We start from the raw sequence: 14,185 nt of genomic DNA on the forward strand, positions 1-14,185 counted from the left end.
CGTGGCGTCTTTCGTGACGCTGCGTCCCGCCACACGGGATGACGCGGCCGAACTGGCGATCCTCTCGGACATTGCCTCGCATGGTTTCGCGTCCTGGCTTTGGCTGGGTGAACTGGGCGGCACCGGCAGCGATACGCCAATGGAGCTTGGCCGGCTGAAGATGCGTCAGGACGAAGGCTACGGCACATGGCGCCACGCGGTGCTGGCCGAAGCATACGGAGAGACGGCGGGCGCGGCGATCGGCTACGCGCTGGGCGAGGACGTTGAGAACATGGAGGTCGACCGCGTGGCGCTGCAGCCGGTGATCGACCTGCAGAAGATGGTTGTTGGCAGCTGGTTCATTGCAACGCTCGGCGTCTACAGCCATCTGCGCGGCATCGGGATCGGCCGAGAAATACTGAAAGGTCAGATCGACAGGGCAGGGATGCTGCCGGTCAGCCTGATTACCGCAAGTGACAATGAAGCGGCTCTGTCGCTTTACAAGAAGAATGGATTTTCGGAAGCGGCGCGCCAAAACGCAATGTCTCTTTTCGAAAGCAGCAGGAAACACGAGTGGGTGCTTCTCACCCGCGACGCCCGATAACAAAGGCAGGAAAACATGGCTGAGAATTACGACGTCATCATCATCGGCTCCGGCCCCGGCGGCTATGTCGCCGCCGTGCGCGCAAGCCAGCTTGGCCTCAAGACCGCGATCGTCGAACGCGAGCATCTGGGCGGCATCTGCCTGAACTGGGGCTGCATTCCCACTAAGGCGCTGCTGCGCTCGGCCGAGGTTCTCGACCACGCCAACCACGCCAAGGATTACGGCCTCGTGCTCGAAGGCAAGATGTCGGCCGACGTCAAGGCCGTCGTCGCCCGCTCGCGCGGCGTCTCGGCCCGCCTCAACGGCGGTGTCGGTTTCCTGATGAAGAAGAACAAGGTCGACGTGATCTGGGGCGAAGCCAAGATCACCAAGCCCGGCGAGATCGTCGTCGGCAAGTCCTCCAAGCCTGTCGTCGAGCCGCAGAACCCGGTTCCGAAGAACATCAAGGGCGAGGGCACCTATAACGCCAAGCACATCATCATCGCCACGGGCGCCCGCCCGCGCGCGCTGCCGGGCATTGAGCCCGATGGCAAGCTGATCTGGACCTATTTCGAGGCGATGAAGCCGGCAGCTCTGCCGAAGTCGCTGATCGTCATGGGTTCCGGCGCCATCGGCATCGAGTTTGCAAGCTTCTACCGCTCGATGGGCGTCGACGTCACCGTCGTCGAGGTCATGCCGACGATCATGCCGGTCGAGGACGTCGAAGTCACCGCGATCGCCCGCAAGCAGCTTGAAAAGCGCGGCATGAAGATCATCACCAGCGCCAAGATCACCAAGGTCGAAAAGGCCTCTGACAGCATCACCGCTCACGTCGAGACGGCTGACGGCAAGGTTCAGCAGATCGTTGCCGATCGCATGATCTCGGCCGTCGGCGTCCAGGGCAACATCGAAAACCTCGGCCTCGAAGCCGTCGGCGTCAAGACCGACCGTGGCTGCGTCGTGATCGACGGCTACGGCAAGACCAACATATCAGGCATCTATGCCATCGGCGACGTCGCCGGCCCGCCGATGCTCGCCCACAAGGCCGAGCATGAGGGCGTCGTCTGCGTCGAGAAGATCGCCGGCCTGCCGAACGTTCACGCCACCGACAAGGGCAAGGTCCCCGGCTGCACCTACTGCCACCCGCAGGTCGCCTCCGTCGGCTTGACGGAAGCCAAGGCCAAGGAAGCCGGCCGCGACATCCGCGTCGGCCGCTTCTCCTTTGCCGCCAACGGCAAGGCGATCGCGCTCGGCGAAGACCAGGGTCTCTGCAAGGTGATCTTCGACAAGAAGACCGGCGAACTGCTCGGCGCCCACATGGTCGGTGCCGAAGTCACCGAACTCATCCAGGGCTTCGTCGTTGCCATGAACCTGGAAACGACCGAAGAAGAACTGATGCACACCATCTTCCCGCATCCGACGGTTTCCGAAACCATGAAGGAAGCGGTTTTGGATGCTTATGGTCGTGTCCTGAACGCTTGATAATTTTCTTCGCTGCTCTCTATGAGGGATTGGATTCCATCCGGTCCCGGACTGGAAAAAGCGAAAGGAAATCATCATGTCTATGGGTACGCAGGCACTCGTCATCTTCCTCCTGATCGGTCTGGTCGCGGGATTCCTCGCCAGCCTGATCGTTGGCGGAGGCGGATTGATACGGTGCCTGCTCAGCGGCATCATCGGCGCGTTCGTCGGAGGCTTCCTCTTCAACGCGCTGGGGATCAACCTGGGCATAGACAGCGCCATCGTGGTGCAGATCATTCACGCCACTGTCGGCGCCATCATCGTGGTGTTGATCGCAAGGGCGATAGCTTGAGGGGATAGGACTGCATGGAAGGTGTGGGCTGGATTACGGCGATCATCGTCGGCGGCTTGGCGGGCTGGCTCGCGGGCATTTTGATGGGCATACGCTTCGGCGTTTTGATGAACATCGTCATTGGCATCGTCGGTGCTGTCATCGGCAGCGCGATATTTGCCCGCGCCGGCATCTATGTCGCCAGCGGTTGGCAGGGTTACCTTGTGACGGGTTTCATCGGCTCTTGTATCTTGCTATTTCTGGCAAAACTCGTCAGACGCTGACGAAAGAGGCCGTTTCGGCGGTTTGAAGGCAGGTTATTGATGGTAACTATTCTCGACAGGATCAATCCAAGCGCTGAAAAGCGCGTGCGGCACCCGGAAAAGGCGCATCGCCCGGACACGGAAGTCATGCGCAAGCCGGACTGGATCCGCGTCAAGGCGCCGACCTCCAAGGGCTACGCCGAAACCCGCTCGATCGTGAAGGAGCACAAGCTCGTCACCGTCTGCGAGGAGGCCGGCTGCCCAAATATCGGCGAGTGCTGGGATAAGAAGCACGCCACCTTCATGATCATGGGCGAGATCTGTACGCGCGCCTGTTCCTTCTGCAACGTCGCGACCGGCAAGCCGAACGCGCTTGATATGGCCGAGCCTGAGAGCGTGGCGAAGGCCGTCAAGGAGATGGGCCTCAGCCACGTCGTCATCACCTCCGTCGACCGCGACGATCTGGAAGACGGCGGCGCCGAGCACTTCGAGAAGGTGATCTGGGCGATCCGCGCTGCGTCTCCGACGACCACGATCGAAATCCTGACGCCTGACTTCCTGAAGAAGCCGGGTGCGCTGGAGCGCGTCGTCGCCGCCAAGCCCGACGTCTTCAACCACAACATGGAGACCGTTCCGGGCAACTATCTCACTGTCCGCCCCGGCGCCCGCTACTTCCACTCCGTTCGCCTGCTTCAGCGGGTGAAGGAACTGGATCCGACCATGTTCACCAAGTCGGGCATCATGGTCGGCCTCGGCGAGGAGCGCAACGAAGTGCTGCAGCTGATGGACGACCTGCGCGTCGCCGACGTCGACTTCCTCACGATCGGCCAGTACCTGCAGCCGACCCGCAAGCACCACGCGGTCATGAGCTACGTCACGCCCGAGGAATTCAAGTCCTACGAGACGGTCGCCTACACCAAGGGCTTCCTGATGGTCGCCTCCAGCCCGCTGACCCGCTCCTCGCACCACGCCGGCGACGACTTCGCTCGCCTGCGCGCGGCCCGCGAGAAAAAATTGCTGGTGGCTGCGGAATAATCAGCGAACGCTTGCATTTTCTAAAAGCCGCGGCGATCTTCCCGCGGCTTTTTGTTTGCAGGAGCGACGAGGATGCCGGCTTACATCAACGACATCGGCAAAGCCGCCGGATTGCTGCGACAATCCGAGCGTATCATGATCATCGGTTGTTCTGGCGGCGGCAAGAGCACCTTGTCGCGAAAGCTCAGTCGCGGGCTCGATCTGCCATACTTCTCCATGGACAAGGAGTTCTTCTGGCTCCCCGGTTGGATCAAGCGCTCCAAGGACGAAGAGCGCCGCTTGATCAGCGATGTCGTTGGCACCGAACGCTGGCTCATGGACGGTACCGGCCCATCCACCTTCGACCTCCGTGTCCCGCGCACCCAACTGGTCATCTGGGTGCGCATGCCCCGTTGGCTCTGCCTGTGGGGGATCTGCAAGCGCGCATTCTTTCATTTCGGCAAGACGCGGCCGGACATGGCTTCAGGATGCCTGGAGCGCGTGCCGGACAGGGAGTTTTTGACCTACATCTGGACGTTCGAGAAGCGGTTTGTGCCGCTGGTGATTGCCGGGCTCGACAGGCACGGCCCGGATGTCCCGGTTTTTCAGCTGAAAAGCCGGCGAGACGTGAACCATCTTCTTGATCTTCTCGGCGCTCCCGCTTAACTGCCGCTCATGCCTCAGTTCGAAACGCATCGTCCCGTCCCGCACTCCGCTGAACAGATGTTCGACCTCGTCGCCGATGTCGAGCGCTATCCGGAATTTCTGCCGCTCTGCGAAGGGCTTGTCGTACGGAGCCGCAAGGAACGCGACGGCAAGATCCTGCTGATTGCCGACATGACCGTCGGCTACAAGGCGATCCGTGAGACCTTCACGACCCAAGTGCTGCTGAACAAGGCGGAGCGGGTCATCGATGTCAAATACATCGACGGGCCGTTCAAGTACCTCGACAACCGCTGGCGCTTCGAGGATACCGCGAGCGGCTCGAACGTCCATTTCTTCATCGACTACGAATTCAAGAGCCGTATCCTCGGTGCCCTGATGGGCTCGATGTTCGATCGAGCCTTCCGCATGTTCTCGGAAGCCTTCGAGACGCGGGCCGGCAAGATCTACAGCTGAGCGAGCTGGCGGATCATCTCGAGCGCTGTCCTGACGGTTGCGAGCCGAACCTGATCGCGTCCGATATCGCCGTAGAGCATCCTTTGATGAACAAGCCCTGATGTGCGGGACTTGGCGGCGAGGTGAACAAGCCCGACAGGCTTTTCAGCCGAACCACCACCTGGTCCCGCCACACCCGTCACCGCGACCGCGATATCAGCGCGGGAGCGGAAGAGGGCGCCGTGCACCATCTGCCGGGCAGTTTCCTCCGAGACCGCGCCGTAGCGGGCAAGCGTCGTCTCCTGCACGCCAAGCATCTCCATCTTGGCGGTGTTCGTATAGGTGACGAAACCACGATCCACCACGGCCGACGAGCCCGGTATTTCGGTCAGTGCGCCGGCGATCAGGCCGCCGGTGCAGGACTCGGCCGTGGAAATCATCTGGCCGACCGAGGTGAACGCGCGAACGATCGCCTCGGCTTGCGACATGATGTCGGAGGAAAAGAGGCTCATGGTTCCTTGCCCTGATAGACGACAGTGGCAGTGGCAATCGCTGCAATGCCTTCGCGCCGACCGACGAAGCCGATAGTCTCGTTCGTGGTCGCCTTGACCGAGCAGCGGTCTATGGAAATGCCGAGAAATTCCGACAGATTGGCACGCATTGCATCGCGATGCGGGCCGACGCGCGGCGCTTCGGCGATGAGTGATACGTCGGCGTTCATGATCGTACCGCCGCGTTCGCGAACGATCTTGGCCGCATGTTCGATGAAGATGCGCGATGGCGCACCCTTCCATTGGGGATCCGATGGTGGGAAGTGGTCGCCGATATCGCCGGCGCCGCAAGTGGCCAGCAGCGCGTCGGTCAGCGCATGCAGCGCAACGTCGGCGTCGGAGTGTCCCTTCAGCCTCTGGTCGTGCGGAATGAAGACGCCGCACAGCGTCACGCCATCGCCGGCTTCCAGCTGGTGGACGTCGTAGCCGTTGCCGGTACGCACGTCGGGAAGCTGTTGCCTGGAAAGTCTCTGGTCGGCCATATCGATGTCCCGCCTTACTGTCAGTTTCACATTATCCGGTGATCCGTCGACGATCTTGACCTCGATACCGGCCCATTCGGCAATGGAGGCATCGTCGGTGAAATCGGTGCGCTCCGCGCCAGCTGCCTTCTCATGCGCCGACAGAATGGTCTCGAAGGCGAAGGACTGAGGCGTTTGGGCCGCGTAAAGCTGAGCCCGCGGCACCGTCTCGATGACATCGCCGGATGGGCCGGCACGTTTCAGCGTGTCCGCAACCGGCGTGGCTGGCAGAACAGCGGTGGCGCCCCCCGACAAAGCGTCCGCGACCCGATCGAGCAGCGCATGGTCGAAGAATGGCCGTACGGCATCGTGGATCAGGACATGTGTGATGTCGCTGCTAGCCTGGAGTTCACGCAGACCCGCCAGAACCGATTGCTGTCGCGTCGCTCCGCCGTGAACGATCGTGACCTTTGCCGCGGAGGGGACCGTCGAAAGTGCAGCAGCAACGAGCGCCTTGTCGTCAGGGTGAATCACCACGACGATGCGCTTCGCCCGGTCCCAGGTCTGGAATACATCGAGCGTATGGGCGATGACTGGCTTGCCGCCGATGGGGCGATATTGCTTCGGCCCTTCTTCGGGTGCCCCGGCGCGTTCTCCGCGTCCGGCAGCGACGATGACAACCCCAGCCGATATCGGTTGCTTTTGATGCATTTGCGGCATAAATCCCCAAAAAGCAGAATTTGTACTGGTGCTCTAACGGCTTGGCGCACCGAATTCCAGCATTTGCCCGAAAAATATCAATTCGGACACTGCCCCCTTGGCAAGCCCTTCAAACATGTCTAAAAATAGTGCACCCACCTGGCGTGCCTGAAAGATAATCAATTGACTGATATGGACCTCGCATCACCTTTGCGTATCGGAAATGTTGCCGTGCGCAATCGCGTCGTGCTGGCGCCGATGTCCGGAGTGACGGATATGCCGTTCCGGCAGCTAGCGTGGCGCTACGGTGCCGGCCTCGTGGTGACCGAAATGGTGGCGAGCCGGGAGCTTGTCAACAACACCTCCGAATCCTGGGCGCGACTGGAGGCCGCGGGCTTTCAGCCGCACATGGTGCAGCTCGCGGGACGCGAAGCGCATTGGATGGCGGAGGCCGCAAAGATCGCGGCGGATCATGGCGCCGATATCATCGACATCAACATGGGCTGCCCCGCCAAAAAGGTCATCGGCGGCTATTCCGGCTCTGCGCTGATGCGCGATCCGGACCACGCGCTGGGTCTCATCGAGGCAACGGTCAAGGCGGTCGATGTTCCTGTCACACTGAAGATGCGGCTTGGCTGGGACGAAAATTCGATCAACGCGCCTGACATAGCAAAGCGCGCCGAGGACGCTGGCGTGCAGTTGGTGACGATCCACGGTCGTACGCGCATGCAGTTTTACGAAGGGCATGCAGACTGGGACGCGATTCGTGCGGTTCGTGACGTGCTCCGCATTCCGCTCGTTGCCAATGGCGACGTGGAAACAAGCGAGGACGCGCAGGAAATTCTTCGCCGGTCGGGTGCGGATGCGGTGATGATCGGACGAGGCTGCCAGGGGCGACCGTGGCACGCGGGCGTGCTGGCCGGCGCGCAAGAGCCGCAGTCCTGGGAGATTCCCGACATCGCGGTCGAGCATTACAGGATGATGCTGGAGTTTTATGGCGAGGCAGTTGCCGTGCGCCATGCGCGCAAGCATCTCGGCTGGTACCTCGAGCGCTTCGCACCCGCCATAACGGCAACCGAGAAGGCAGCGATCATGACAGCGCGAGATCCCCGCGACGTTTCGCAACGGTTCCGCGATGCGCTGATGGCCGCAACATCGAAAACCGAAAATCGGGAGGCCGCATGACAAACGATACGCCGGTAGCTGCCGACCACGCGGGCAGCGCGGTTGCCATGGCTGTGCTGAATGCCATCCAGAACCCTGTCGTCATGGTCAACGAGGCAGGCCTCGTCGCCTTTGCCAACTGGGAGGCTGAGGCGTTCTTCGGCGCCAGCGCCGCGCATCTGGCGCGCTACAAGATCTCGACGTTTATTCCTTTCGGAAGCCCGCTCCTTGCCCTGATCGATCAGGTGCGGGAACGGCGTGCTCCGATCAACGAGTATCGCGTCGATCTGAGTTCGCCGCGACTTGGGCAGGACAAGCTGGTCGATATCTACGTGGCGCCTGTCATCAGCGAGCCGGGATCGGTTGTGATCGTCTTCCAGGAACGCTCGATGGCCGACAAGATCGATCGGCAGTTGACGCACCGCGCAGCCGCCCGCTCGGTTACAGGCCTAGCGTCGATGCTGGCGCATGAAATCAAGAATCCGCTCTCGGGTATTCGCGGGGCGGCCCAGCTTCTGGAGCAGTCGGCGGTCGATGACGACCGTGCCTTGACGCGTCTTATCTGCGACGAGACGGATCGCATCGTCTCCCTGGTCGACCGCATGGAAGTGTTTTCCGACGAGCGTCCCGTTGATCGCGTCCCGGTGAATATCCATTCGGTGCTTGACCACGTGAAGGCTGTGGCCAAGGCAGGCTTCGCGCGTCATCTCAAGATTACTGAAAGCTACGACCCCTCGCTGCCATCGGTTTATGCGAACCGCGATCAGCTCGTTCAGGTATTCCTCAACCTCGTCAAGAACGCTGCTGAAGCCATCGGTGACCGGCCGGACGGCGAAATCGTTCTGACGACGGCCTATCGCCCCGGTATCCGCCTGTCGGTTGCCGGTACGCGCGAAAAGATCTCGCTGCCGCTCGAATTCTGCGTTCAGGACAATGGACCCGGCGTGCCGGCCGATTTGCTGCCGCACCTCTTCGATCCGTTTATCACCACCAAGACGAATGGAAGCGGGCTTGGCTTGGCGCTTGTCGCCAAGATCATTGGTGACCACGGCGGCATTATCGAGTGCGACAGCCAGAACTACAAGACGACCTTCCGTGTCCTCATGCCCGCATCCAAGGATGCGTCGCTTGAGGATGCAACGACCATGAACCCCACAGGACCTTCTCGATGACAGCAACGATCCTCGTCGCAGATGATGATGCGGCAATTCGTACCGTGCTTAATCAGGCCTTGAGCCGCGCCGGCTATGACGTGCGTATCACCTCCAACGCCGCAACGCTGTGGCGCTGGGTATCGGCGGGTGAGGGCGATCTGGTGGTGACCGACGTGGTCATGCCCGACGAAAATGCCTTCGATCTGCTGCCGCGCATCAAGAAGGCGCGCCCTGATCTCCCGGTCTTGGTGATGAGCGCGCAGAACACCTTCATGACGGCGATCAAGGCGTCGGAGAAGGGGGCTTATGACTACCTGCCGAAGCCCTTTGATCTGACCGAACTGATCGGCATCATCGGTCGTGCTCTTGCCGAGCCGAAGCGCAAGCCTGCCAAGCTCGACGAGGACATGCAGGACGGGATGCCGCTGGTCGGTCGCTCTGCGGCGATGCAGGAAATCTACCGCGTGCTCGCGCGCCTCATGCAAACCGACCTGACGCTGATGATCACCGGCGAGTCCGGTACCGGCAAGGAACTGGTTGCTCGGGCACTCCACGATTACGGCAAACGCCGCAACGGTCCTTTCGTCGCCATCAACATGGCTGCCATTCCTCGCGATCTGATCGAATCCGAACTCTTCGGCCACGAGAAGGGCGCTTTCACCGGCGCGCAGACGCGCTCGACCGGACGTTTCGAGCAGGCGGAAGGTGGTACGCTGTTCCTGGACGAAATCGGCGACATGCCGATGGACGCCCAGACGCGCCTCCTGCGCGTCCTGCAACAGGGCGAATATACGACCGTGGGCGGCCGCACGCCGATCCGCACGGATGTCCGCATCGTCGCCGCGACCAACAAGGATCTGAAACAGGCTATCAACCAGGGCCTTTTCCGCGAAGACCTTTACTACCGCCTCAACGTCGTGCCGCTGCGCCTGCCGCCGCTGCGCGACCGCGCAGAAGACATCCCGGATCTCGTCCGCCACTTCATCCAGCAGGCGGAAAAGGAAGGTCTCGGCACCAAGCGCTTCGATCAGGAAGCGCTGGAACTGATGAAGGCCTACGCCTGGCCGGGGAACGTGCGTGAGCTGGAGAACCTGATCCGGCGTCTGATGGCGCTTTATCCACAGGATGTAATCACCCGCGAAATCATCGAGGCTGAGCTCCGTTCGGACGTTCCAGACAGCCCGATCGAGAAGGGGCCGATCCGCAACGGCGACATCACGATCGCCCAGGCGGTCGAAGAGAATATGCGGACGTATTTCGCAACTTTTGGCGAAAATCTGCCGCCTCCGGGCCTCTACGACCGGGTTTTGACGGAAATGGAATACCCCCTGATTCTGGCTGCGTTGACCGCCACGCGCGGCAACCAGATCAAGGCGGCCGATCTGCTTGGTCTTAACCGCAATACCTTGCGAAAGAAGATCAGAGAGCTCGGCGTTTCGGTCTACAGAAGCTCCCGCACAGCTTGACAATGTGACCGACTGCGTTGCATTTTCGCCACAATGCGTTGCTTATAAGTCACGCAAGGGGTTGGTGTTCTCGCGGTTGGTCTGGCGTCCGAGAACCTTGGGTCAGCGTTGAGCTGAGCCGAGGGGGAACGCAGTTCTCGATCCTGGTCCGTGGGATGCGGCAGATGAAATTCTGCCGCAAGGAGAAATAAGCGAATGAAGCAGGATGCGGTGCCGCCGGCGGCGGAAGACGAGTCGATCACGACCGTTACCGATCGCCGTGCGCTGTTTGCTCTGCCCGGTCTCGTGCTTGCCGGGGGCGCACTGCTTTGCGCAACGATGACGCTGTTTGTGTTGCTCGGGCTGACGCCGATTGCGCCGACGTCCCAGGTCGTTATCACCTCCGTGGTCGTGAATTCGTTCTTCGTCCTCGGGCTCATGGCCCTGATCGGGCGCGAGGTGTTGCGCCTTGTCAAGGCGCGTAAGCGCGGTCGTGCTGCCGCGCGGCTTCACATTCGCATTGTCGTGCTGTTTTCGCTCGTCGCGATCACGCCGGCAATTCTCGTCGCCATCTTCGCCAGTATCACGTTGAATGCCGGCCTCGACCGCTGGTTCGCCTTGCGGACGCAGTCGATCGTCAGTTCTTCCCGAAATATCGGGCAAGCCTACATGATGGAAAACGCGAGCTACCTCCAGGGGCAGACCGTTTCCATGGCAAACGATCTCGAGCGCAACCGCCAGCGGTACAGCCTCGATCGCACCGGTTTTGCAGATTTGATGACGCGGCAGGCGCGCGGACGCGGCCTTCTCGGCGCGTTTCTCGTGCGGGCGGACGGCTCCGTTCTCGCGCAGGCGGATATCAAGACCGAAAAGCCGCTGCCGGCCATACCCAAGGACGCGCTGAACAAGGCCGCTGCCGGTCAGCCCACGCTGATACCGCCCGGCGTGACCAATCTCGTGGGCGCCATCATCAAGCTTGAAGCAATCGATGGGGCCTACCTTTACACCGTGCGAGCGGTTGATCCGAAAGTCATGACCGCAATGCGCATGATGGAGGAGAACGCCACCGAATATCAGTCGATGGAGTCGGGGCGGTTCTCGCTGCAAATCGCCTTTGCGGTTCTCTACATCGGCTTCGCCCTGATCGTGCTGCTTGCCGCCATCTGGACCGCGATCGCGGTGGCCGACCGTATCGTCCGCCCGATCCGGCTGCTGATCACCGCCGCCGACAATGTCGCGTCCGGCAACATGGATATCGTCGTTCCCGTGCATGCGGTGGATGGCGACGTTGCCAATCTTTCGCGCACCTTCAACAAGATGATCTCGGAAATTCGCACGCAGCGTGACGAGATTCTGGAAGCGAAGGACGAGGTAGACGATCGTCGCCGCTTCATCGAAGCCGTTCTCTCGGGTGTCACGGCCGCGGTTATCGGTGTCGAACACGATCGTAGTATAACGATCGTCAACAGTTCCGCTGAAGCGTTGATGGCGCTGCCCGCGGCCGAGATGCTCGGCAAGCTGGTCTCTGAAATCGCGCCCGAGGTTGACCAGGTCCTGACGGAGGCGGCAACCCGCTATCGCGGCGATTTCCGCAAGCAGATCGCGTTGGTTCGTGGCGGAACGGTCAGGACCCTCAGCGTTCAGGTGACCCGTGAGGAAGTCCGCGACGCGAGCGAATCCTATGTCATCACGCTGGACGACATCACCGATCTGGTGATCGCGCAGCGCTCGACAGCATGGGGCGACGTGGCGCGACGCATCGCCCACGAAATCAAGAACCCCCTGACGCCGATCCAGTTGTCCGCCGAGCGCATACAGCGCCGCTACGGCAAGCAGATCGACCAGGCCGATCGTGGCGTCTTTGACCAGTGCACCGAAACCATCATCCGTCAGGTCGGTGACATCGGGCGCATGGTCGACGAGTTCTCGTCCTTCGCGCGTATGCCGAAGCCGATCAAGGAGCCGAGCGACCTGCGCAAGATCCTCCACGATGCGGTCTTCCTGCGCGAAATGGGCAACAGCCACGTCGCCTTCCTGCAGGAACTGGGAGACACGCCGCTGGAAGGTCAATTCGACAGTCGCATGCTTGGTCAGGCGTTCGGAAACCTGATCAAGAATGCGGTGGAAGCAATCGAAACGGTGCCGCTCGAAGAACGAGACGAGCGCAAAGTGCTGGTGCGAGCATCGCTTGATGCCGCACGCGACCGCTTTACCGTCGATGTGATCGACAACGGACGAGGGCTGCCGGTGGAAAATCGCCACAGCATCCTGGAGCCCTACATGACGATGCGAGAAAAGGGTACGGGCCTCGGCCTCGCCATCGTGAAGAAGATTATTGAGGAACATGGCGGGCAGCTCGAGCTACACGATGCGCCCGCCGATTTTGACCGAGGGCGAGGGGCGATGATCCGCGTGCATCTGCCACGCGTGGAAACAACACCCGCCGCTCCGGCCGCAAATGACAAGGAAAGCGCATATGGCCTCTGATATTCTGGTCGTCGACGATGAGCACGACATTCGCGAGATTGTCTCCGGCATTCTGTCCGACGAAGGACACGAGACACGCACGGCGCACGATAGCGATAGCGCGCTCGCGGCAATTTCCGATCGCGCGCCGAGGCTGATCTTCCTCGATATCTGGATGCAGGGCAGCAAGCTCGACGGCCTTTCCTTGCTGGACGAGATCAAGACCCGCCATCCGGATATTCCGGTGGTCATGATCTCTGGCCACGGCAACATCGAGACGGCGGTTTCGGCGATCAAGCGCGGTGCATTCGATTTCATCGAAAAGCCGTTCAAGGCCGATCGGCTTATCCTGATTGCCGAGCGCGCGCTGGAGAACTCTAAGCTCAAGCGCGAAGTGTCCGAGCTCAAGCGCAAGGCCGGCGACCCCGTCGAGCTGATCGGCACGTCTGTCGCGGTCTCGCAGCTGCGCCAGAATATCGAGAAGGTGTCGCCGACCAATAGCCGCATCATGATTTTCGGCTCCTCCGGTTCCGGCAAGGAGCTCGTCGCGCGCATGATCCACAAGCGGTCTTCGCGCGCTAATGGCCCCTTCGTCGCGATCAACGCTGCAAACATCACGCCTGACCGCATGGAGATCGCGCTCTTTGGAACGGAAGGTGGACCGGGGCAGGCGCGCAAGATCGGTGCGCTCGAAGAAGCCCACCGCGGCATCCTCTATCTCGATGAAGTCGGCGAAATGCCGCGCGAGACGCAGAACAAAATCCTCCGCGTCCTCGTCGACCAACAGTTCGAGCGGGTTGGTGGCTCAAAGCGCGTGAAGGTCGATGTCCGCATCGTTTCGTCCACCGCCTATAATCTGGAAAGCCGTATCGCCGAAGGCTGGTTCCGTGAAGATCTGTATCACCGGCTTGCCGTGGTGCCGGTCAAGGTTCCGGCTCTGGCAGAGCGTCGCGAGGACATCCCGTTTCTGGTCGACCAGCTCATGCGACAGATTTCCGAGCAGGCAGGCATCCGACCACGGCGGATCGGCGATGACGCCATGGCAGTGCTTCAGGCGCACGACTGGCCGGGCAACATTCGCCAGCTTCGCAACAACATCGAGCGACTGATGATCCTCGCGCGTTCGGACGGTCCGGATGCGCCGATCACGGCTGAGATGCTGCCGACCGATCTAGGCGACATGCTGCCGAAGGTGTCGGCGAAAAACGACTACCACATCATGACGCTGCCGCTTCGCGAAGCGCGCGAAATGTTCGAGAAGGACTATCTGATTGCGCAGATCAACCGCTTCGGCGGCAACATCTCGCGCACCGCCGAGTTCGTCGGCATGGAGCGTTCGGCTCTTCATCGCAAGCTGAAGTCGCTGGGCGTCTGATACTCCGGGACGGCGCCATGCGCGCCGTCCGTCTTTTGTCTCTCCTCCCGGCGACAACGCGCTCGCTGAACGAGCTGCGCATTGCCTAGCCCGTCAGCGTTAACGCGCTGACCACGTGATTCGTGAGACGTTGCGCCGCAA

At 61.3% G+C, this 14,185-nt stretch carries 14 protein-coding genes; 12 read left to right on the forward strand and 2 right to left on the reverse strand.

Annotated elements, in window-relative coordinates; all coding sequences use genetic code 11:
• The first annotated feature begins 1 nt into the window (after nucleotide 1).
• The 7 genes from QTL94_RS18255 (at nucleotide 2) to QTL94_RS18285 (ending at nucleotide 4,750) form a co-directional block, all read left to right on the forward strand.
• Complete coding sequence (locus tag QTL94_RS18255) at nucleotides 2–583, forward strand: GNAT family N-acetyltransferase (RefSeq protein ID WP_289802770.1); 582 nt, start codon at nucleotides 2–4, stop codon at nucleotides 581–583.
• Nucleotides 584–598: 15 nt separating this feature from the next.
• On the forward strand, nucleotides 599–2,044 hold the full coding sequence (gene lpdA, locus QTL94_RS18260; protein ID WP_289802771.1) for a dihydrolipoyl dehydrogenase: 1,446 nt from the start codon (nucleotides 599–601) through the stop codon (nucleotides 2,042–2,044).
• 76 nt (nucleotides 2,045–2,120) lie between these two features.
• Nucleotides 2,121–2,375, forward strand: a complete 255-nt coding sequence (locus tag QTL94_RS18265; protein WP_018899984.1) for a GlsB/YeaQ/YmgE family stress response membrane protein — start codon at nucleotides 2,121–2,123, stop codon at nucleotides 2,373–2,375.
• A gap of 14 nt (nucleotides 2,376–2,389) precedes the next feature.
• Complete coding sequence (locus QTL94_RS18270; RefSeq protein ID WP_047510257.1) at nucleotides 2,390–2,638, forward strand: GlsB/YeaQ/YmgE family stress response membrane protein; 249 nt, start codon at nucleotides 2,390–2,392, stop codon at nucleotides 2,636–2,638.
• A gap of 39 nt (nucleotides 2,639–2,677) precedes the next feature.
• Nucleotides 2,678–3,652, forward strand: a complete 975-nt coding sequence (gene lipA / locus QTL94_RS18275) for a lipoyl synthase (RefSeq protein ID WP_018899982.1) — start codon at nucleotides 2,678–2,680, stop codon at nucleotides 3,650–3,652.
• A gap of 72 nt (nucleotides 3,653–3,724) precedes the next feature.
• Entirely contained in the window at nucleotides 3,725–4,297 is a 573-nt protein-coding gene (locus tag QTL94_RS18280; RefSeq protein ID WP_289802772.1) for a P-loop NTPase family protein, read from the forward strand.
• 9 nt (nucleotides 4,298–4,306) lie between these two features.
• Entirely contained in the window at nucleotides 4,307–4,750 is a 444-nt protein-coding gene (locus tag QTL94_RS18285) for a type II toxin-antitoxin system RatA family toxin (protein WP_113520992.1), read from the forward strand.
• Here QTL94_RS18285 and QTL94_RS18290 read toward each other — a convergent pair.
• Both QTL94_RS18290 and QTL94_RS18295 read right to left on the reverse strand, forming a co-directional pair.
• Entirely contained in the window at nucleotides 4,741–5,241 is a 501-nt protein-coding gene (locus QTL94_RS18290; protein WP_289802773.1) for a CinA family protein, read from the reverse strand. The two genes, QTL94_RS18285 and QTL94_RS18290, sit on opposite strands and share 10 nt — an antisense overlap.
• Nucleotides 5,238–6,461 (reverse strand): bifunctional 2-C-methyl-D-erythritol 4-phosphate cytidylyltransferase/2-C-methyl-D-erythritol 2,4-cyclodiphosphate synthase, encoded by a 1,224-nt coding sequence (locus QTL94_RS18295; RefSeq protein ID WP_289802774.1) that lies wholly within the window; start codon nucleotides 6,459–6,461, stop codon nucleotides 5,238–5,240. The genes QTL94_RS18290 and QTL94_RS18295 overlap by 4 nt, the downstream gene beginning before the upstream one ends.
• Before the next feature lie 171 nt (nucleotides 6,462–6,632).
• Here QTL94_RS18295 and dusB point away from each other — a divergent pair, with 171 nt between their 5' ends.
• The 5 genes from dusB to ntrX all read left to right on the forward strand — a co-directional run bounded on the left by dusB (nucleotide 6,633) and on the right by ntrX (nucleotide 14,044).
• Entirely contained in the window at nucleotides 6,633–7,625 is a 993-nt protein-coding gene (gene dusB / locus QTL94_RS18300; protein WP_289802874.1) for a tRNA dihydrouridine synthase DusB, read from the forward strand.
• Nucleotides 7,622–8,776 (forward strand): two-component system sensor histidine kinase NtrB, encoded by a 1,155-nt coding sequence (locus QTL94_RS18305; RefSeq protein WP_065694349.1) that lies wholly within the window; start codon nucleotides 7,622–7,624, stop codon nucleotides 8,774–8,776. The genes dusB and QTL94_RS18305 overlap by 4 nt, the downstream gene beginning before the upstream one ends.
• Entirely contained in the window at nucleotides 8,773–10,224 is a 1,452-nt protein-coding gene (gene ntrC / locus QTL94_RS18310) for a nitrogen regulation protein NR(I) (RefSeq protein WP_065694350.1), read from the forward strand. The genes QTL94_RS18305 and ntrC overlap by 4 nt, the downstream gene beginning before the upstream one ends.
• A gap of 195 nt (nucleotides 10,225–10,419) precedes the next feature.
• The gene (locus QTL94_RS18315) at nucleotides 10,420–12,690 is read left to right on the forward strand and encodes a sensor histidine kinase NtrY-like (RefSeq protein ID WP_289802775.1); all 2,271 of its coding nucleotides are present in this window, start codon (nucleotides 10,420–10,422) and stop codon (nucleotides 12,688–12,690) included.
• Entirely contained in the window at nucleotides 12,680–14,044 is a 1,365-nt protein-coding gene (gene ntrX, locus QTL94_RS18320) for a nitrogen assimilation response regulator NtrX (protein ID WP_065694352.1), read from the forward strand. The genes QTL94_RS18315 and ntrX overlap by 11 nt, the downstream gene beginning before the upstream one ends.
• Nucleotides 14,045–14,185 lie beyond the last annotated feature (141 nt).

Origin of the sequence: Rhizobium sp. S96 (genome assembly GCF_030382195.1) — a bacterium.
GTDB lineage: Bacteria > Pseudomonadota > Alphaproteobacteria > Rhizobiales > Rhizobiaceae > Rhizobium.